This is a genomic window from Natronorubrum thiooxidans (assembly GCF_900156475.1).
Lineage (GTDB): Archaea > Halobacteriota > Halobacteria > Halobacteriales > Natrialbaceae > Natronorubrum > Natronorubrum thiooxidans.
In genome coordinates this window covers 14353-35061 of sequence record NZ_FTNR01000008.1, presented here as the reverse complement: position 1 = coordinate 35061, position 20709 = coordinate 14353, and the positions used below count along the sequence as shown (strand labels likewise).

Annotated in this window: 17 protein-coding genes; 8 read left to right on the top strand and 9 right to left on the bottom strand. The window is 57.3% G+C overall.

Annotated features, from left to right (window positions below):
• Positions 1 to 190 precede the first annotated feature (190 nt).
• From BW940_RS11880 to BW940_RS11860, 5 genes are all read left to right on the top strand, one after another.
• A complete protein-coding gene (locus BW940_RS11880; RefSeq protein WP_076609435.1) occupies positions 191 to 1807 on the top strand; it encodes an alkaline phosphatase family protein in 1617 nt (538 codons plus the stop codon).
• A 102-nt stretch (positions 1808 to 1909) separates the two neighbouring features.
• Positions 1910 to 3166 carry a carboxylate--amine ligase gene (locus tag BW940_RS11875; protein WP_143823895.1) on the top strand — a complete coding sequence of 419 codons (1257 nt, stop codon included), beginning with the start codon at positions 1910 to 1912 and terminating at the stop codon, positions 3164 to 3166.
• Between the two features lie 73 nt (positions 3167 to 3239).
• Complete coding sequence (locus BW940_RS11870; protein ID WP_076609433.1) at positions 3240 to 3449, top strand: hypothetical protein; 210 nt, start codon at positions 3240 to 3242, stop codon at positions 3447 to 3449.
• Positions 3436 to 3627 (top strand): hypothetical protein, encoded by a 192-nt coding sequence (locus BW940_RS11865; RefSeq protein ID WP_076609432.1) that lies wholly within the window; start codon positions 3436 to 3438, stop codon positions 3625 to 3627. The genes BW940_RS11870 and BW940_RS11865 overlap by 14 nt, the downstream gene beginning before the upstream one ends.
• Positions 3624 to 4379, top strand: coding sequence for a hypothetical protein (locus BW940_RS11860; protein ID WP_076609431.1), 756 nt, complete (start codon positions 3624 to 3626; stop codon positions 4377 to 4379). Before BW940_RS11865 ends, BW940_RS11860 begins: the two co-directional genes overlap by 4 nt.
• A 56-nt stretch (positions 4380 to 4435) precedes the next feature.
• Here BW940_RS11860 and BW940_RS11855 read toward each other — a convergent pair whose 3' ends face one another.
• Positions 4436 to 6247, bottom strand: coding sequence for a hypothetical protein (locus BW940_RS11855; RefSeq protein WP_076609430.1), 1812 nt, complete (start codon positions 6245 to 6247; stop codon positions 4436 to 4438).
• Between the two features lie 382 nt (positions 6248 to 6629).
• Positions 6630 to 7634, bottom strand: a complete 1005-nt coding sequence (locus BW940_RS11850; RefSeq protein WP_076609429.1) for a GNAT family N-acetyltransferase — start codon at positions 7632 to 7634, stop codon at positions 6630 to 6632.
• Positions 7635 to 8501: 867 nt separating this feature from the next.
• Between BW940_RS11850 and BW940_RS22515 the strand changes: the two genes are divergently transcribed.
• The 3 genes from BW940_RS22515 to BW940_RS21945 all read left to right on the top strand — a co-directional run bounded on the left by BW940_RS22515 (position 8502) and on the right by BW940_RS21945 (position 13221).
• Positions 8502 to 9791 (top strand): heparin lyase I family protein, encoded by a 1290-nt coding sequence (locus BW940_RS22515; protein WP_076609428.1) that lies wholly within the window; start codon positions 8502 to 8504, stop codon positions 9789 to 9791.
• A 431-nt stretch (positions 9792 to 10222) separates the two neighbouring features.
• On the top strand, positions 10223 to 11164 hold the full coding sequence (locus BW940_RS11840) for a hypothetical protein (RefSeq protein WP_143823894.1): 942 nt from the start codon (positions 10223 to 10225) through the stop codon (positions 11162 to 11164).
• 242 nt (positions 11165 to 11406) lie between these two features.
• A complete protein-coding gene (locus tag BW940_RS21945) occupies positions 11407 to 13221 on the top strand; it encodes a hypothetical protein (RefSeq protein WP_076609426.1) in 1815 nt (604 codons plus the stop codon).
• A 122-nt stretch (positions 13222 to 13343) separates the two neighbouring features.
• Here the strand turns inward: BW940_RS21945 and BW940_RS11830 are convergent, their stop codons facing one another.
• The 7 genes from BW940_RS11830 to BW940_RS11800 are packed head-to-tail and all read right to left on the bottom strand — an operon-like array spanning position 13344 to position 20335.
• The gene (locus BW940_RS11830) at positions 13344 to 14237 is read right to left on the bottom strand and encodes a polysaccharide deacetylase family protein (RefSeq protein WP_076609425.1); all 894 of its coding nucleotides are present in this window, start codon (positions 14235 to 14237) and stop codon (positions 13344 to 13346) included.
• On the bottom strand, positions 14234 to 15274 hold the full coding sequence (locus BW940_RS11825) for a DUF354 domain-containing protein (protein WP_076609424.1): 1041 nt from the start codon (positions 15272 to 15274) through the stop codon (positions 14234 to 14236). The genes BW940_RS11830 and BW940_RS11825 overlap by 4 nt, the downstream gene beginning before the upstream one ends.
• On the bottom strand, positions 15267 to 16295 hold the full coding sequence (locus tag BW940_RS11820) for a glycosyltransferase family 2 protein (RefSeq protein ID WP_076609423.1): 1029 nt from the start codon (positions 16293 to 16295) through the stop codon (positions 15267 to 15269). The genes BW940_RS11825 and BW940_RS11820 overlap by 8 nt, the downstream gene beginning before the upstream one ends.
• The gene (locus tag BW940_RS11815) at positions 16288 to 17706 is read right to left on the bottom strand and encodes a nucleotide sugar dehydrogenase (RefSeq protein ID WP_076609422.1); all 1419 of its coding nucleotides are present in this window, start codon (positions 17704 to 17706) and stop codon (positions 16288 to 16290) included. The genes BW940_RS11820 and BW940_RS11815 overlap by 8 nt, the downstream gene beginning before the upstream one ends.
• Positions 17699 to 18682 carry a Gfo/Idh/MocA family protein gene (locus tag BW940_RS11810; RefSeq protein ID WP_076609421.1) on the bottom strand — a complete coding sequence of 328 codons (984 nt, stop codon included), beginning with the start codon at positions 18680 to 18682 and terminating at the stop codon, positions 17699 to 17701. Before BW940_RS11810 ends, BW940_RS11815 begins: the two co-directional genes overlap by 8 nt.
• On the bottom strand, positions 18672 to 19745 hold the full coding sequence (locus tag BW940_RS11805; RefSeq protein ID WP_076609420.1) for a DegT/DnrJ/EryC1/StrS family aminotransferase: 1074 nt from the start codon (positions 19743 to 19745) through the stop codon (positions 18672 to 18674). The genes BW940_RS11810 and BW940_RS11805 overlap by 11 nt, the downstream gene beginning before the upstream one ends.
• Positions 19742 to 20335: an acyltransferase gene (locus BW940_RS11800; protein WP_076609419.1), complete on the bottom strand. Its 594-nt coding sequence runs from the start codon at positions 20333 to 20335 to the stop codon at positions 19742 to 19744. The genes BW940_RS11805 and BW940_RS11800 overlap by 4 nt, the downstream gene beginning before the upstream one ends.
• Between the last annotated feature and the right edge of the window lie 374 nt (positions 20336 to 20709).

Here is a 20709-nt window from a genome sequence, read left to right as displayed (position 1 = left end):
CTATAGTTTGACCATTCTGCCAGGAATTGAGGGACTAAGACTGCTCAATCGTCGAAATAGATGAGCTCGCCGTAGGAGCGGCGGAAGTCGTCGAGCTAAAATACTATTACTGCAGCGGATCACGCCAGGTACGTAGCGGAGTATCTGTATCAAGCGTATAACGAAACCTTCCACCAGCCGAAAACGACCGATGGATCACAGCACTTCGTTGGAGACACTGCTGATCGGCATCGATGCGGCCTGTGATCGAGTGTTACAGCCCTTGTTCGAGGATGGGGAGCTACCGACACTGGCATCGATCTTCGAAAACGGAGCGAGCGGCCCGCTCGATTCACAGATTCCACCGTGGACGGCGTCGGCGTGGCCGTCGCTTTACACGGGGATGAATCCCGGAAAGCACGGCGTCTTCAGCTTCCTCTCCTTCGACAACTACGAGTGGGATGTGGTCAACGCGACGGATGTCCGAGAGCGAACCCTCTGGGAGCTGCTCGGACAACATGAAACAACGAGCGTCATCGTAAATGTCCCTGTGACTCATCCCCCGCGTGCGTTCGACGGCGCACTCATCCCTGGCTACACTGCGCCGGAAGACCCCGAGTGTCACCCCGAAGGGTTACTCGATGAGGTTCGGAACGCGATCGGTACCTATCGTGTCTATCCACCCGAGAACGACGTTGTAGGGCTCACCGAATCGTGTCAGTCGTGCGTCCGTATGCGTGGAGAAGCGTTCCAGTATCTCGCGGATCGTTTCGATCCGACGTTCGGGTTCGTGCAGTTCCAAGCGACGGACTCGATTTTTCACGCGCGTCCGGACGATGACGACGCGATCCGGACGATCTATCGCGAGGTGGACCGTCAGGTGGACGACCTACTCGAGATCTGCGACCCGGACAACGTGATCGTCGCCAGCGATCACGGGATCGGCCCGTACAACGGATACGAATTCCGAGTGAATGATTACCTCTTCGAGGAGGGGTACGTCGAAATCGAAAGCGGCGGACGCGGAATGCCGACGTGGGCGACAGTTCGGGACGCGAACCTCAAGGAAGGGGAGTCGGCCACGCGTCACGAACAGGGTGCCATCGAGCGGATTATCGCGGCCGCCGCCAAAGCCGGAGTCACGAGCCAGCGGGTCGGTACATTGCTCGATCGGCTCGGAATTACAGAACCGGTCGCGAAACGCGTACCTTCGACGCTCGTCAAAGCCGGCGAAACCCGGGTCTCTTTTCCCGACTCAGTGGCGTACATGCGTGCCCGGATCGAACTCGGCGTTCGCATTAATCTTGAAGGGCGCGACCCGGACGGGGTGGTTCCACCATCAGAATACGAAGCGGTGCGTACCGATCTGATAGAGGTGCTCCGATCCGTCACGACTCCCGACGGTAAGCCAGTCTTCGAAGCTGTTCTGCCGCGCGAGGAACACTTCCACGGGCCGGAGAGCGACCGCAGTGTAGATATCGTGACTGTTCCGGCGGACTTCGATCATTTCCTGTCCACCAAACTCCGAGGTGAGCAGTTCGGGCCCCCGACGGAACCGTGGAATCACAAATTTGAGGGGACCTTTGCGGCAATCGGCGCGGATATAATGCCTGACGCTGACCTCGAGGGTGCGCAACTCTTTGACGTGGCACCGACCGTCCTATCGACGCTAAATATTCCGTATGACGAGCGAATGGATGGAGCGCCCCTCTCATGCGTCGAGCCCATCGGGACGCAAAACTACCCGCGTTTTACTGGAGTTGAGTCAGTCGCGACCGAGGACCACCGAGTCGAAGACCGCCTTTCCGATCTCGGCTATCTAGAGTGAGTTTGGGATGGCAGACTACCGGATTTCATTCCAAAATGTTTTCCAGTATTAATACACAAAATATCATATTAGATATAAAATTAATATAATTCGAGCCAGTATATGTATGCCAGCCTCTTATGCGTGCCGCGGGTGATTGAGGAGGTAGAAGCGGTATCGACTATTATGGACCGCGTATTTGTTCTGGACGCTCACGCGAAACACGGTCTCGTTGCCATCCGGAGCTTGGGGAATCGAGGGTTTGCCGTAACCGCAGGGAGCTCCATTCGGTGGAACGCTGGCAAAACATCCAAATACGTCTCTCGGTGCGTAACGTATCCGAAACCGGCAGAAAAACCAGGCGAGTTCGTTCGATCGATAGAGCAGGAACTACAGGACCACGACTACGGCATGATCTTGCCCGTCGATCAAAAGACAGTAGAAGTCGTAGTCAGGCACAAATCTCAGTTAGAAGAGCACACGAACGTCCCCTTCCTCCCGTACGACCAGCTGAAAGTTGGATTGGACAAGGAAGCGACGATCAAGGCCGCGAGGAGATACGACATTCCCCATCCGAAATCTCGTTTGTCCGACGAGATCGACCTCGATTCGATCGAATCGACGCTCGGTGGCTATCCGGTAGTCGTAAAACCGCGGCGAGGAAGCGGCGGAAAGGGGGTTTCCGTTTGTGATTCACACGAGGAACTCGTCCGTGTCTACCGGCGGACACTCCGTCAACACGGCCCGGTGATTCTTCAGGAATTCATACCGAACGGAGGCGAACGTGGTGTCTATACGATGTATGATCGCTCGTCAACGCTGTCAGGCATCACGGTCCAACACCGTCTCCGGTCGCGTCCACCCGGTGGCGGCGCGAGCACGTTCCGCGAGACGATTTCGGATCCGGAGCTGGTGGCAATCTCGGATCGACTGCTCTCATCGCTCGGGTGGCAAGGCGTCGCTATGGCAGAATATCGATACGATCGGCGGGACGGCGAGCCGAAGCTAATGGAAATTAACCCGCGCCTGTGGGGGAGTCTGGCGTTGTCCGTATTTGCGGGGGTCGATTTCCCCTATCTGCTCTATCGATTCGCTACCGATGAGCCCCTCGAACAGGACCTCACATACGATGTCGGCGTACAGGCACGGTCCCTCTTTCACGACTGGTTACAGGCGATGGAGCGCGAGAACCGACTCGTTGCAATGCGCGAGTTCTTTACCCCATCGTCGAAGCCCTGTTGTTACGACATCGTCTCGAAAGACGACCCTCTCCCGATTCTCGGTCAGATAGGATACTGGTTCAGTCTTTATAAAGACTCGAAGACCGACGGAGACGGTATCGAACCGGTCGTGGTCTCGGAGGCTACGGACGAGGACTAGGCGTAATGATAGCCGCCTCAGTTTCTGGGGAGAGCTTTATTTTCTCAAGGGACGTAGCTATCCAGACATCAGTATGAACGTATTCATTCAGATGTTGGCTTCCGATTCCGTCGACCCAACACCGGACATCGTACCCACCAAGTTCGTCGTCGAAGATAACATCGGCGAGGGAATCCACGTCCACTTGCGAAACACGCGGATCGAAATGAGCATTGATGACTTCGAGACCTTTGCCGAAAACGTGACCGCAGCTCAAAAGCAACTCGACCATGGGAATCGTTGAACAAGAACTCGCCGCGTTCGAACTCTCCGAGATCGATACGTGCCGCATCGAGTACAACACCGTTGGCGTGATCCACATCCATCTCGATAGCTGCCGAATCGAGCTGTCTCCGGACGAGTTCGATCACTTTGCGACCGTCATTCGAGAAGCGAACGAGACACTTCACGAAATAAAATGAGTATCAGCCCCGGTCAGCAGGAGGCGATTTTTAGTGTCTTCGACTCTTTCGAAGACCAAAACATCCGATACGTCGTTCTCCGTGGATATGACGACCTCCCGGACGCGATTACAGGTAGCGACATCGACGTATTCGTCGAGGCGTCTTCGTTCGATGTTGGGGTCCGGATCTGTGCGAACGACTTCGAACTGGACGAACCGACGGCCCGAAACGTCCTCAAACTCGCATCCGCCGGGATGAGCCAACCGCAGCAAACCATAGAGACGATCACGACCTCGCCGTCACACGTCATCGAAATCGTAAAAGAGACCGTCACTACGGCGGATTTCTCCAACAGGAATTACGTCGAACGGACGTTCCGTAACGGCGCCATCGTCATGGATCTGGAGAACCACTTGGCCTACAAGTCGACGCTCGATGGGTCGCAGATCCGGGTCGACCCGGACGTGGAAGCCGCGATGCTCGATCGCCGGATCAACCGCGACGGGTTCTACATCCCTGCGCCACCCGACGCGCTCGCCCATCTCGTCTGTCGTGGCGTCTTCGATTACGATGGCGACTTCCCCGATCGCTACGTTTCGAAGTGTAACGACCTTCGTCAGCGAGTTACCTCGGATCCCACCCTCGACGAGCAGTTCAGGACGGTCCTCTCGAAGCTATTTTACGATGGGGATTCGGTAGTCTACGAATCGGTTCTCGCCGGCAACTATCAGACCATCCGTTCTGATCTTCGACAGTACTCCGAGTACTAACTGGGCTTCCAGCGGCACCTCGTCCAACCTCGGAGAACGGCGATGGTGGGCATCCGTTATGCGTAGAACGATACCGATCCCGAATCGTATACTCTGTTTCGATCGTCCAGCTCCTCCCACGGGAGCTCATCGGCATAGACGTACTCAGTGAACTGTAACGGCCGTCGTGTCAGTTCTCCCTCCCGGATGATAACACCGTCGTACCCGTCGAACAGGTTATCGTCTGCCACATCGATTCTCGCACACTCCGACGAGTGCATCTCCCGCAGATAGCGACAGGTAACTCGGTCGGCACCGATCTCACCGGTCTGGTGGTCGTCGATCGTTTCGAACGACTGCCGTTCTTGATCGGTGAGATAATACGTGTAGAACGGCCGTTCAACCATTGGATTGTCCGTGGCGACGAAGTCGTTTGACACGGCCGTGACGGAAAGACAGGATATCACGACGAGAAGGACGACGAAGGTTCTGAACCCACCCAGTTTCAGCAGGTAGTGTAGCCCCACGGCTCCGGTGATTGACACAAGCATGAAACTGTAGTGTCCGAACCGGCCGACGTTCACTCCGACCAGCGAGTCGAGCAGGAGTGTCGGTCCTGGAAAGATGAGTGGGACCATCAAGACGGTCAGGAGCCCGACCGCGACGAACGTCGAGTCGTGCGTTCGAGTGGATCGAAGCCAGAACAGGACGCCGAGGAGAACGAATCCCAGAAGAAGCGCGTACTGGGCGTAATTGGCGAGTTCGACCCATGGCTCGGTGAGCACGCTCGAGGGTGCAGTTTCCTCGGCGGTACCAAAGAAACTGGTGACAATCGCGCCGGCGATTCTCGTAATAATAAACTCTGCGCGATACAGCCAGTAGATGCTCGTGATAAGGACGGCCGAGGTAAGCACAAAGCTGTCGACGATCCTGGCCCGACGACCAAGGAGCCGTTCCGTGACGAACAGGAGCAGGAGTATCACCAGAACGAACGGGATCGAGACCGTGTGGTAGACGGTGATTCCGATGAGAAACAGTAAACTCAATGCCTTCGTTCGGGGCGACGGCGGCGTCACGATCGCAAGTAGCAATCCGAGGAAGAGCACGGACGTGATGCTCCGAGGAATCGAGTACATACCATAGAAAATATACAGAGGAAACGAAATCAGGAGAAGACACGAGAGGAGGCCGACCCGTTTGTTTGGGTATACCCGGCGAGAAAATGAGTACATCGTCGGGACACCAGCACCGAAAACCAGCCCAGAGACGAGATACATTGTGGCATGTGGGGTGAGCCAGCCACCGAATACCTGATAGGTGGCTGCCGTGAGGGTGTGCCACAGGGTGAACGGTTCGTACTCTGGTACCTGTGTTGGCGACGATCCCGTCTTGATGACTTCGTTTGTCAGCGCAATATGCGTCGACAGATCGGTCCGACCGACAAAAAAGCCGTATTTGAGGGTTACGCTAAAAATAACGAGTAACAGAGCGATTACAATATGATAGAGGACGACCGACTGACTTGCGTTCCCGTCGACCGACACGGCGAGCAGGAAACACAGTGTGTAGAGGACGCCGATTCCCAGAAAGAACGTCGTGGGTCGGACATCGGAGACGGCCACGACGAGAACGAGCACGCTCAGGACCACGTGAAACAGTATCGATAGCGCCCGCCAGTCGACAAACGTGATGAAAGAGTGGCTCCTCGTTCGGTCAGTCCACACCCGTCGGACGATAACCGGCGAAACGAGCATCGGAATTGCAAAGTACAGGCCTAGAATGGCGAGGTTAGTAAGTCCCAGCCAAAGTGGCGCGGCAATACCGATGATCGCTGCGATCGGCAAGGCGACTATCGCACTGGCGTAGAGGACAGCGGTGCGTCGGCTCATTCCCTGGTGACCGGCGGTGAGGCGGCCGCAGAGTGGTAACTCGATGGGACGACGTGCCTCTCGGTTCGGACGGCGGGACCTGGAACGATTGTATGAATAGTCACGGTTGTTCAGGGTAACGTGAACCACGTCAGAAAAGCTATCCCCCGTCTTTCATGCATACGTGAACGTTGCCTGCGGTCTGTACCAGCGAACATCGAGAGCTAAGCTGATTTACCCGACCAGAACCACGTACTTTCGTTGAGTCGGAACAGTAGACGGCACGGACCGTCCGTTGCTCGCCGACCGCTCAGACTGTATCAGTAATTCATTACGGGAGCATATCGCCCGAATTTCAATCCAGTACGACCAGTGGTATGATTCTGCCAACCGATTTCGGACGCTATCCGTATTTTTTGTACAACTTTGCGGCAGTACTCATGACTAGCGATCCCTTCTCAGCCTCGTAGTAGGTTGCTAAGTCCGAGTTGAACTTCGATTTGTACTCGCAGATTCGGGGCGTATTCGCACCATAGAGATCGTACGTTTCGATCCCACGCTCGCGCGCGTCTCGTATGATCCGCCAGTGGAGGATATCGTTAATCGGAAAGTCGATGTCAGGTTTGCCGCCACCTTCCGAGAAGTAGATGGTCGACTTGTCTTCGAGCACGATGATACCGCTCACACGCTCGCCATCGACGTGAGCGATATACGGTCTAACGTGCCCGTCGGCGGATTGCTCGTAGAGGTCCAACAAGAACTCGAGCGGAACAGAATACGTCTTATCTTGGGCTTCGTAGCGTGCTGTTACCTGCTCGTGTATGAATCGGATCGCATCCTGATCACCCTCTTCAATCACGAACCGGTTGTCCTCGTCGGGATCGAGGTACCGCCGGAGCGACTTCGAAAACGATCGCTTGATTTCCTCGGTATCGCGTTCGAGATCGAGCCGATAGGTGTGTAGTGGTGACGTCTCGTACTCGTTCCACGTGAACGGTCGTGGATCCTCGTACCCGACCGGGGTACAAAACCGGTAGTACCGTGGATTCACTCTCTCTTCGATAATGTCGAGACAGCCCTCAATGAAGCGTCTTCGCCGGCGCTCCTGTTTCCGCCGCTTGAGACCGTCGTGCATCAATGTCGCGGGGCCTAGAAACAGAAGTCCTAGCTCGGGCGGTGGTGAGAACGCCATCGTGATAGCCTTGTTCCGCAGTTCGAAGACTGGAAAGAGCCCGACTGGCTCTTGCCCCTTGTGACCGACCAGCGGATACAGGCGTGCGGACGCGTGTTCTTCGATTACCTCGAGAACATCGTAGTGGTGAAAGAACGTCCCCGCTGCCGACCGACTCACTAGTTCGTTCCACTCGTCGCGATCGGCCACGTCGAACTCGGTGATCTCGATGCTCATGGGCTCACCCGTTCACGGGACAGCTCGTCGAACTGCCGGTAGGAACCGTCGTCGCGACTCATGGACGGCAGGTATGATCGGTTGCGTTCTTTCGGCGTCTGAAACGTCTTGTACGGTCGATCAACATCGTGCGTCGGATACAATACGAAACCACGGTCTTTCATTTGCAGTATTCACTACCTCGAGCGTAAAAATACGATTCCCTGAAATCCAGTTTTACCCGGCTCAAAGATGGAATCGATCCCGAACCGGAGACTGCTCGCCGGTTGTCTCATACAGGCCGCTGGCGGTTATTACCAGCGCAACTGCGGGCTGCTGGGTGAGCGCCTTTCGTCTCGATCACGGTACACAGTGACAGCGGCCCGTATCAGAAACCGACCTGAGTACTGGTCGTGTTCGATCTCCTGTTGTACACTGCTTTCCTATCGGCGAAAAAGAAAGTACTTTTATCGACCATCACGATGAAATATACTAGTAATCAGATTTCGAAACGTAATGCTATACTCACTGATTAATCAATGGCTTGCCGCTTGCTGGATCGTCGACCGACCCGAGTGACGCCGCTCCGTGTCACTGAAGTGGTGTGTTTCGAGGGGCACCCGACGACCGTCTCGTCCGCGGTCACGAAATCCTTCGAGACGGCTGCGAATGCGAACAGGGAGCGAGTCAGATTCAGTGGCCATAATGAGCGAACACGGCGTGCGCGCTTTGCTTACAGGCAGCAGTTTCAGTGACCGTAACGAGTTCGTGCGTTCGAATCCGACGTGTGTAAGTAAAGAACTAGTATGCTGACCTGAATGTAATACCGTGATTCCGTGATAGAACGATACACCCACTATACAACGTCGTAGAGGCGAAGAAGTGGTGATGGTTAGTCGACGCTCACTTCTAAAAATATCTGGTGTGACAACTGTCGTGGGTGGAACAGTAGTCGGTGCAGCCTCTCTTCAATCGAACGACGGCTCTGACGAAAACGAACGTAACGAATCGGACGACTCGCTTGCTGACACCGTTGACGTACAAAGAGAGAACGCCGAACTGATCGAAATCGACTATAGCGAACACAGCAGACCGGAAGACGCGTACCGCGTCTGGACCGGCCAACCGAACAGGATGTCGTTTGATGACAGCGTCGCGTTCGACGGCGAAAAATCACTACGGTGTGACATCCTAAAAGAGACGAGTAACGGCACCAACGCCGCTTATTGGTTTCCTGCCAACGGCTACGGCCAACCCAATAAGGTCCGTCAGCGATCGATGATCCGGCTCAGTGAGGACTGGACGATGGAAGAGAACGATGTCTGCCGATTCTGGACTGCCGGTTTAAATACGGAGGCTGGGCCGCACGGTTCCGGTGGTCGCGGACGACCGTCGGGTAACGACGGTTGGTCGATTATGTTGGCGGTCACCGACAGACGAAACGGTGAGAACAGTGGGTACAACCTCGCTACGTATACGTATCACATGGATCAGTCCGGATCCACTGGAGAGTTCGAAGTCGTCGATTCGCCAGTGCATTCCGGCGAGTGGTTTGAACTCGAGACTGAAGTCGTCATGAACACGGTGAGCGACGGTGAGGCTGATCCAAACGGGAAGGGGCGCTACTGGCTCAACGGTGAGCTCGTCTACGAACGGACTGACTTTCGGTGGACGACGGTCGACGAACAGGCGATTGAATACGCCGGACCACTGGTCCGGTACGGCGGCAGCGAAGTCGCGCCGATCGACCTGACCGTCTTCTACGACGAACACGAGTTGTTCGCCGCAGGCATTCCCGAAATACCTCCGTACGAAAACAATCCGTACTTCGAAGATCCGGCGAATTTAGACGACTACGATGGGCGGGTTACGTATGTGAACGGTGACGAGGAGTCGACGTATCGACTGTACATCGACGGATTCGTCGCTCACTCGAACTGGAGCAACGTCGACGGACATCAGTCGAAGTACAACGAAACGGTCCAGATTACGCCAGCCGACGAGAGCGAGAGCGGGTATGCGATCGCCGAGGCGACGGCGAAGCCACATACCGCCGACGGCTACCTGTTCAACGGCGAGTTCGTCGCCCTAGATGCGGATCCCGATCCAGCCGAGTTATGGATCTCCGGCGACCAAGTCGATCCTGCCACTGTTCCGTCGTCTCCAGAGGACGCCTGATCGAATCTAGTACGATTGTCGAGGAAGACCGCTGTGTCCGAACCGCTCCAAGAACGGTATAGAACCACCGTTCGACACGTTCGACGTGCTTGGCGCGTCCCTGTTGGTACGTGTTTACTGGGTCTCGCTTCTTGTAAATCTGGGTGCGTATTTGGATAGCGATGCGCAGTAGACGGTGCTAGCGCCGAGCTAATTCGAGTGTCTGACAGCCGGCACCCGGAAGCAGTCATCGAGATGGGGCTTCGTTCGCGTCTGAACGGCGGTTGACCACCTCCTGATCGCGGGTCCCGTTTAAATCTCCGGTCGACATATAATGAAGCAGCACACTCTTATTTTCGTTATTATTATATTGATATATAGGTAATATATGATACTTTTATATCTTCTAACTTGAAAAGTTTATAACGATATGGCGTCGTTTCCTGTTCGAGATGAACGGTAAAAGATTACTGTATGACAGGAACGACACATCACAACGGCATGGCCGAGACGGTAGTAAAGGCGTCCAGCGACGGTCGTTCCTCCAGAAGATGGGAGTTGCGGCTGCAGCCTTCACGACTGCAACGAACGCTGTAAGCGCTACACCGAGCACCCGCCCCGTCGATTCACTCGAGAGTGATTCAGAAGCGATAACAATTGATTACGATCAGTACACCCAGCCGTCGGAGATCTACGATGTCTGGACCGGTGACGAAACGACCGCGTCATTCATTGATACGCCGACGACTGCGAGTTCACAGGCACTCGAGATGGCGGTAAAAGAGGGTGATAGCTGGGGGACGAACGCAATGTACTCACTGCCGGAGAACGGGTACGGGCAACCGACACAGGCCTATCAGCGGATCATGGTTCGTCTCAGCGACGACTGGACGATGCAGCCGAACGACGTCTGCCGAATCATGGCGATGGGCTTCAACACGGAGGCAGGAACGGCGGGGTCGGGCGTTCGAGGGCCGCCCGCTGGCGATAACGGCTGGTCGTCAGTGATCTGCGTCACGAACAGGGAGGATCCGCCGGCCGGAACCTATCGCCTCGCGACGTACACGTATCACATGGACTACGACAGCGGTGCCGGTGAATTCGAGGTGACCAACGCGGCGATTCCGGTCGGCGAGTGGGTTTCGCTCGAGAGCTACGTTCGAATGAACACCCACGAGGGTGGGACGGCGAACCACGATGGCGTCGTTCGGTACTGGCTCGACGGCGAACTCGCCTTCGAGCGTGAGAACTACCGCTGGACGACGACCGACGGACAAGCGATCGAATACGTCGGTCCGATCGTCCGATACGGCGGCGGTGAAGTTGCACCGCAGGACCAGTCGTTCCGTTACGACGAGCACGAGATCAGCGTCAGTACGAACGCCGCCCGATAACTGTTCGGAGCTTCCCTTCGTTTTTCGGTCCAGTAATACTGTTTTTCTCGGCCGTTCCTAAGTCTCCCAAGCGCTCCCGTTCCGACGATAGAACGACCATATATATATATATATATATATAAAATACTGTACGAAGTACAAAATTGTTAGACAAAAACTCATGTTCTGAATAAATATACGAATGTATTAACAATCAACAGCCAGAAAAGTTTATGGCGGTATAATCTTATTACTCGGCTTGCATGGCACGCGACCGATCGGAACTGGATGAGTTTCAGTCCGAAACAGATGATTACTGCGGCGAGAAGAACAGCATCAACCGGCGATCGTATCTGAAACTGGCTGGCGCGACCGCGACCGTCCTCGGCGCTTCTGCCGGGGTTTCCAGTGTCTCGGCCGCTGAGAGCACAACCCAGTTAATACTTGATTACGACGACTACAGTAGTCCGTCCGACCTCTACAACGTCAATGACAACCGGAGCGGCATCGCCCCGGAGTTCGTCTCATCACCGACGAAGGTCAACGATCAGGCGTTACGAACGGAGTTCTCGAGCGCACAGAAGACAGCGAACCTTGAGTATCGGTTCGAAGAGCATGGGCATGGGATGCCTCGTGAGGTGTACACGCGGTTCTACCTATACCCCGAGAACATCGAACTCGATCAGTACGACACGGTTCGTATCTTCTGGTTGCCACTGACAAACGGATCCGGCTCTTCCGGCGGTGGGGGGACGGACGGGACGAACGGCTGGTCGAACGCGATCGGATTCGCCCACCGGAACGACTCGCCCGCACCTGACGGCTACAATCTCTTCAGTTACTCGTACCACATGGACCGGAGCGGGTCTGGCGATTTCGAGATGACGAGCACGCCCGTCTGGATGGACGAGTGGAACCTCATTGAGGGGTACGTCCGCTGTAACACGTTCTCGGGAGGGTCGGCCAACGCCGACGGCGTGATGCGCTACTGGGTAAACGGCGAGTTGGCTTACGAGCGCACGGATTTCCGGTTCACGACTTCGGAGGACAACCTCATCGAGGGCGTCGGCCCCCTCGGCTACGTCGTCGGCTCCGACCTCTCCGGTAGCGCACTGATCTACGACGGTCACAAGATCACTATCGGTGGCATGCCCGACGAGACGAGTTCGACCGACGAACCGACTGACCCGATATCACCCTACGAGGACGATCCTTACTTCGAAGATCCTGCCAACAGCGACCAGTACGAACATCAATTCACGTACCGAGATCCGTCTCAGACCTCGACGTACCGGATCTACGTCGACGGCGAGATCGTTCAGTCTGACTGGAGCCAGGCGACCTACAACGACACGGTCTCGGTCACTCCCGCGGACGAGAGCGAGAGCGGATACACGATGCTCGAAGCCGTCGGCGAACCGAACTCGGTCGACGGCTACTTCCTCAACGGAAACATCGTCGCGCTGTACTCGGAACACGAGCCTGGGAGCATGTGGCTTTCCGGTGAGCAGGTCTACCTGTCGGATTATCCCTCTGAACCGCCGACGAACGACGATACTCCGCTCGAGAACATGCTCTTGATCGACGGGATTGGTTCCTCTGGAAGTAGCCGCTACGAGTTCCGAGTCAGCGGCCGCGTGGAGAAGTCGAACTACCGGGCTGCCTCGATCAACGACGACGACGTCATCGATGACGGTCACGTCACCGGTACCGTCGGCGGCTGGCGCGACGCCTACAAGTTCAGCGGCGAACTCCAGGATATCACCGTCGACGGTGACGCAGACGTCTCCCTCAACGGCGAGGAGATCGACACGTCCGACGATGATGACGAACTGTCGACGCTCACTATCGTCGGCAACGGAAACGAGGTGAGTTACGAAGCGACCGTCGACGGCTCTATCGAGATCGTCTCGGGTGACGGGGCGGAATCGCTCTCGGACAGCAGCGTCAGGGGCACGATCGAACGCGATGTCCACCGGTTTCGTTTCTCGGGCAACCTTGTCGAGTTCACGTTTATGGAGGGCAAGACACAGGTCTACGTCGGTCGGGACCGCATCCACCCCGCCGATTATAGCTAGAGCCTGACACGGAGACTGCTCGCTGACCGCATTGAGACGTTCTTTTCGCCGGATCGCCGATTCGCCGGTCCGTAGCGTTCCGAGTCGAGTCGGCCCGTACTGGGCAGGATTATCATCCGGTCTTACTCGAACGACGACGGTGTTGTCGCCTCGAGTCGCCAGTAGCACTCGCGGCACGGGCCGACCCAGGCGTCCATGGCCTTCGCTTCCCGGATCAGCCGCTCGTATATTGTCCGGTAGCCGGGGAACTCCGCCTCGTTCATGTACCGAGGGTGCCAGAGAACGGTCATTATCGCGTCGTGTTCGTGCGCTTCCTCGAGCAGTCGGCGACACTCCCGCCATGCCGCCTCGACCGAGGACGCGTTTGAGAGCAGCGGCGTCTCCATGACCGTCAGCGGGAACACGAGAAAATCGTCGTCGAACGGGCGGATGACATCGTACCGACCGTCGAACCCGTAGGTTGTACTCGAGCCGTAGCTGGCATCGTACCGCAGCCCGATCGATCGGTGATGGTCCCACGTCTGAGGCAGCATCGTATTGAGGTAGTGCTGTCGGCCGCCGAGGACCGATTTTTCGAGAACGTCCTCGAGGACCGATTTTTCGTATCGGAGTCGATCGGCATCGTCGTACGAGTTGTACGAACCATGAAGTCCGATCTCCCAGCCACCGCGATCGAGGGTGCGTATGACGTCGACGATCTCCGGATCGGTGATCTCGTATCGGCCGGTATACAGCATCCAATTTTTCCACCGGAACCACTCTCGTGGCGGCTGTTCGAAGAGCCGCTTCTCATTGAGGAAGTAAAACGACGACCGAACATCGAGTTCCTCCTCGAGCGCCATGAGTTCCTCGAACTGCCAGTACGGTCGCTCGTCGGTTATCAACGATCGCAAGTGAGAGGGGTCGCGCTCGGTCACTGCGTAGTAAGGGGCCTGAAACGTCTTGAAAACACGATCGACGTCGTGAGTCAGACAGAGTGCGAATTCGTGATCGTCGAAGGAGTCGTTTAATGTCATCCTCGGGCAACCTCCTCGACGGTATCGACGATGAACTGCGTTGTGTCGATCGTCTCTTCAAGGACGGTCCGCCGCCGTTCGGACCACGTCGAATCGTCGACTGACAGTAGTCCACAGGCGTGATCCGCGATCTCTGTCGGACCGGCGCGACGCGAGAGCCATCGAAGCAGCCGATATTTGGTCTCGAGCTCACCGAGGACGCCTGCTTGGAGGTCGGATACGTACAGTGCCGGCGTTCCGAGAAGTCCGCTTTCGATCGCCATCGTCGCGCTCTCGCCGAGAAACAGGTCCGCAGCGGCGAGTAAATCGTGCATCCGGTGTGGAGGTACATCGACCTCTCGGTCCGCGAACGACGGCGGGAGCTGTCCTTCGGCGGTGACGAGGACTGTCGCGCCGCCGCGCTCGAGTTCGTTGATTAGCGTTTCGATTCCATCGATGCCACTCCGGCCGAAGTCGTGTGCGGCGTTCCACGAAACCAGTCGTAACACGACGAGTTGTTCGTTATCGCTTTCGCCGAGGTCTTCAAGGATCATCGGATCGGGCGTAAACCGGTCCGGATGGAGATAGGCGAGTTCGTGGAACCCGCTGTAGACGCGGTGTCGTTCCCCGAGATCGTCCCAGAACGCGTCCGGCGTACAGAGGAGGTCTGCGAAGGGGAACGTAATCCCGTTCGACACCGCCGCGTGTTCCGTATCAGTAAATATGATGCTTTGACCCCCGACGAGCGACGATGCGTGAGCGACCGCTGGTTCACCGATTGCGAGCAGTACGTCTGGTTTCAGCGCACGAACTCGACTTAGGATTCGATACTCATAGATCGCCTGCGTCTTCGCGAGACCGATCGGTGAACTGGCGGTCCCGGCGAGTGTCTCGTACTCGATCCCGTAGGTGTCGAGAAGCGTACACGCGATGTCCTTCTCCCGGGCGAACACGCAGACGTCATATCCAAGGGCCTCCAAGTCAGTTATCGCGTTCCGAAAGAAGTGAACGTGCGCCGGGTGCTGGACCGTGACGATGATACGGGGTGCGTCACTCATACTGATGTACCTCTAACTCCTCGTTCTTTCGCATGTCGAACAACACTGCGAGCGAGAGGAATACTGTGCCACTGAGTAGGAGGCGACCGCTGGTTGCGATGCGATCGAATGCGGTGTCCTCTCGTTGCAGCCCCGAGAGCAGCGCCCGCGCACCGCTCACTGCACCGGCCAGCGATACAAACACACCGAAAATGTATCCTAGCACGAGCGGGTTGAAACCCGAGGCGAGGTACCGCGTTCTCAGCCGCCAACAGAAGTTCCGGAAGAGCATCCCCGAAACCTTCGGGATATACGTCGAATATTGAATCCCCGACTCTTCGTCGCCGTATACCGCGGGCATGGGTACGTCTGCGACGCGCATCTCCTCGACGTTGAGTTTCACCAGAAGATCGTTACAGTAGCCGTAATCTTCGTACATTCCGTCGAGATCGATAGTCTGCAGAGCATCCAACGAGATAGCCGTATACCCGTTCTGTGGATCCATCATCTTCCAGTAGCCGCTGGCCATCTTCGTTAGATAGGATAGTATCGAGTTGCCGAATAATCGCCAGGCGGACATATCGCGGCGATACTCCGGGTAGAGGAGTCGGTTCCCCTTCGTGTAATCGACCTCCCTCTCCACGATCGGATCGAGGAACCGCGAAAGCAGATCGGGATCCATCTGTCCGTCACCGCCCATCACCGCTGTAATGTCGATTACATCGTCGCAAGCCTTGACATATCCAGTCTTGATCGCGCCGCCGACACCCCGGTTCGTCTCATGCTGAATTGGGACGACGCGGTTCGTCGTTCCCGGTCCCCTGTTGGTTGTTGTGACGGTCGGCAAGCGATCGCTACCGCCTTCTATTTCGTTCAGTACGGCAGCCGCGCAACGAATCTCCGCCCATGTGCCGTCAGACGAATCGTCATCTATCGCGTAAATCCGATCTACATAGTCCGGGACCGTTTCAAGCACCTCGCCGACGAATCCCTCCTCGTTGTATGCCGGGACGACGACAGCGACCGTATGGCCCCTATACATCGTTCGTGAACCCTGTTCCGAGCGTATACACGCGATGGCTCGTCTGCGAAAGCACCTTCTGGTCGAGTGCATCGCGGCTGTCGATAACGATCAGTCGTCCGTCAGTGCGATCGAGTTTGTCCCAACGGATCAATTCGAACTCTTCGTGTGGCGTAATGAGAATCACACTATCGACAGGTAGATCGTATATATCGTCCAGTGAGAGGGAGGTTAGACCCCGTTCCTCGAACTCCTCGAACGACTCGAGCAACGGATCGACGCCGTACACGTCTGCCCCAGCGGCAGATAGCTCCTCGGCGATGGAAAGCGACGGCGACGCCCGGGTTTCCTCGACGCCGGGACGGTACGTCAGTCCGAGCAGCAGGACTGACGTGTCGGTCAACCCGGCCCGTTCTGCGTCGAACTCCTCGCGGAGTTTGTCGACCGTGTACGACGGCATCGAGTCGTTGACCTCTCGAGCGGTCCGCAACAGTGGCGCACCCGTCTCGAAGGGTTCGATGACGAAGTACGGATAGAAGGGAATACAGTGGCCGCCGACGCCGGGACCGGGGTCGTGAATGTCACAGTACGGCTGCGTGTTGGCGACATCGATCGCTTCCCTGACGTCGATTCCGAATTCGTCGGTAAACGTCGCCAGTTCGTTGGCGAGCGCGATGTTGACGTCCCTGTACAATCCCTCGAAGACCTTCACGGCCTCCGCCGTCGTCGCGTCGGTCACCTGAATCACGCCGTCATCGTTGATCGTTTCGTAGACTAGGTTCGCTGCGCGGGTGCTCTCCTCATCAACGCCACCGACGATTTTCGGGTACGAGCCGCGGATGTCCTCGAGTGCCTGGCCGCTCGAGGTCCGCTCCGGACAGAACGCCAGTCCGAACTCATCGCGCGAGATGCCCGACGTGCCCTCGAGCGCGGGCAGGACTCGGTCGGCTGTCGTCCGCGGCGGGACGGTACACTCGATGAGCACGAGATCGCCCCGTTCGAGCCCGATCCCGATCTCCTCGACAACGGCGTCGAGGATCGAGAGGTCGGGCTCGTTGTCCTCGGTGATCGGCGTCGGCACGATAACGACGTGAACCGACGCGCGCTTGGCAGCATCGAGCGGACTCGTCGTTGCGGTAAACGCGCCTTCGGCGACCGTTTCAGCGACGAGCGACGGCAGCCCCGGCTCCCGTTTCACGTGGCAGTCGCCGTCGGTGACCGCCTCGACGACAGCGGGATCGATATCGGCGCCAATGACGTTTCCCGTCGTTTCGGCGAACACTGCCGCCAGGGGCAGCCCCATTTTCCCGAGGCCGTAGACGGCGACCGGGATCGAACCGCTCAGGAACGCGTCTCGCTGTCGGTTCGACGGTTTCTCGACACCGTACAGGCTATCGATGTCGTGGTCGGACTGCCGGCGTTGCTCAGTCATCCGCGACCTCCGCGGCCAGTCGATCACCGGTTCCCAGCGTCTCGATCTGCTGTGCGATCTCGAGCGCGGTGATCCCGTCGTCGATCGTCACCTTCGGCGGTTCGTTCGACGTGATCGCCTCGAGGAACGAGGCGAGTTCGGCGCGAAGCGGTTCTTCATTCGGAATACGCGGCTGTTCGACGAGACTCTCATGTTTGAATCGGATATCGCCGTTGTCCGCGACGTACTCGGGGACTGACTGGCGGTGGATTTCGATCGACTGATCGATGTAATCGAGTTCGACGACACACTCCTCGGCGGTCACCGTGAGCGTCCGTACTTTCCGCTGCGTTAATCGACTCGCTGTCAACGATGCCATCGTGCCCGACTCGAACTCGAGCAGCGCGGTCGCGTGGCGATTGCCATTTACGCCGCTGCTCTGTATCCTGGTGGGTTTCTCCCCGAGGAGCGAGAGGACGATATCAATGTCGTGGATCATCAGGTCGAGCACTGCACTGTCTTCGATCACGCGGCCCGGCGGTGGTCCGAGCCGTTCGGCCGAGATGCTGATGATCGACAGATCGCCGATCAGTTCCTCGAGCATCTGGATGGCCGGATTAAATCGTTCGATGTGGCCGACCTGTACCGGAACGTTAGCCGCCCGCGCCTCCGATTGGAGTTTCCGTCCGACCTCGGGGTCCTCGACGACGGGTTTCTCGATGAGCATCGCAACCCCGGCGTCGATGCACTTCGTCGCCACGTCTTCGTGGGTGGGGGTGGGGACGACGACCGAGACGGCGTCGACGGACGCGAGAAGGTCCTCAAGTGCCACCGGCGAGACGCCGTATTCGTCCGCGACGGCCGTTGCTCGACTCTCGTCGATGTCGAAGACGCCGACGAGGTTCGCGGTCGGGAGTCCGTTGTACACTCGAGTGTGGTTTTCCCCCATCGATCCGACGCCGATGACGCCGACATCTAGTTGGAATTCAGGCTGCATAGTCAGTGATTACCTCGGTAATATGGTCGATATCGTCGGCAGAGATGTTCGGATGGACCGGTAGCGACAGTCCCTCGGCGGCTGCCTGCTCCGCTTCGGGCGCGTCGTGAGTAACATCGTTGTACGCCGGTTCGTCGTGGATACAGTCCGAATAGTAGACGCCTGACCCAATATCGTGTGCCGCAAGGTGATCCCGCAACGCTCGACGATCGGGAACGCGGACGGTATACTGGTGGTAGGTATGACGGGTATACCCGGGTTCGGTCGGAAGCGATAGCGACGTGCCGGAGAGACCATCGGTCAGCCGAGCGGCGTTCTCTCGTCGCCGCTCGAGAAACACGGGAAGGCGCTCGAGTTGTGCGCGACCGATCGCGGCCGCAAGGTTCGTCATCCGAAAGTTGTGGCCCACGGTAGCGTGGGTTCCATCGTCTGTTCGGCCGTGATCGACGTACCGCTCGGCGCGGTCGGCGACCTCGGGACGGTCGGTCAAGATCATGCCGCCTTCGCCGGTGGTCATGTTCTTCGTCGGATAGAACGAGAAGCAAGCGGCGTCGCCGAACGACCCAACATGGTCGCCCCGATAGGTCGCTCCGTGGGCCTGCGCACAGTCCTCGACCAGCGGAACCCCGAGATCGTCCGCGAGGTCTGTAAGCCCACCCATCTCGGCTGGGAGGCCGTAGAGGTGAACGACGAGTATCGCATCGACGTCCGCTTTCGTCGCTGCCTCGCGAGCGACCGTCGGATCCAGATTGTACGTGGCCGGATCGATATCGGCGAACACCGGTTTCGCCCCGGCATGTCTGATCGCGTTCGCCGTCGCAACGAACGAAAACGGCGTCGTGAGGACTCGGTCGCCGTCCCCGATCTCGAGGGCCTCGAGCGCCGCGTGGAGTGCCGTTGTCCCGTTCGAGGTCGCCACTCCGTGTTCGACGCCACAATAATCGGCGAACTCCTGCTCGAACGCTCTGACCTCGCCGCCGTCGGCGAGCATGCCACTCTCGATGACGGCCGAGACGCGTTCGATCTCCCGCTCACCGAGTACGGGGTTCGCAATCGGGATCATTCGGCGTTCCCCCCACAAAGAGAGGCCGGAAGGGGTTCGTGACTCGCCGGTGCGCCGATCGCGAGCGTCTGCTGGGGGACGTCCCGCGTTACGACGGCCCCGGCGGCGACGAACGATCCGCTACCGACGGTTACGCCGGGAAGGATCGTCGCGTTCGCACCGATCGACACGTGATCCTCAAGCGACGGGCCCTCGAGATCGGCGTCACGCCGGAGCGGATACGGATCGTTCGTTAGGACAGCATTCGGTCCGAGAAAAACGTGGTCTCCGATTGTGGTCTCCGCAGGAACGTACGCGCCGGTCTGGAAACTCGCGTTCGAGCCTATCGTCGACGTTCCATCGATGGTCACGTTTGTTCCAACGAGGGCATCGTCGCCGATTTCAGTTCGTTCGCGAATCACCGCAAAGTGGCCAGTATTGAGTCGGTCGCCGATGACGACGTCGTCGTAAATGATCGTCCCCGGTCTGATCGTTGGATTCGTACCGATGACCGGCTTTCGACTCTCCGCTTCATATGGATGGCCTACGGTTGCCCGGTCTGAAATCGCCGTGTCCGCTTTTCTCTCACGGTCTACTTTCCTTTCACTCATATCTCGGTCGCGAGGTGGTCAGTATTTCTGAAAAAGGGGTTGGACCGTTTCAGCGGTAAACAAACCAGAGAGCCAACGATATCACTGGAGGTATCGGACTCGTATTGCAATCTGTGATATTCCTATTAGCTATTTTTGTCCCTAATAAAAGCGGAAAGCTTGGACCCAACCATGTGTTTCACACGTGAAACACAGCCCGTAGCAGCCTTCGGTTCACTGGTCAGGTGTAGTATTTCCTCGGTTCGATCGAGTTCGCTGATTACGCGGTGAAACACAGACTTGGAGGATATCTAAAGCGGTATTACGTCGGTCTCAGAGAGTAGAGTGATCCCTCTGCCGTAAACAGCGTGGAACCCCGAGCGATGCGATCCGAG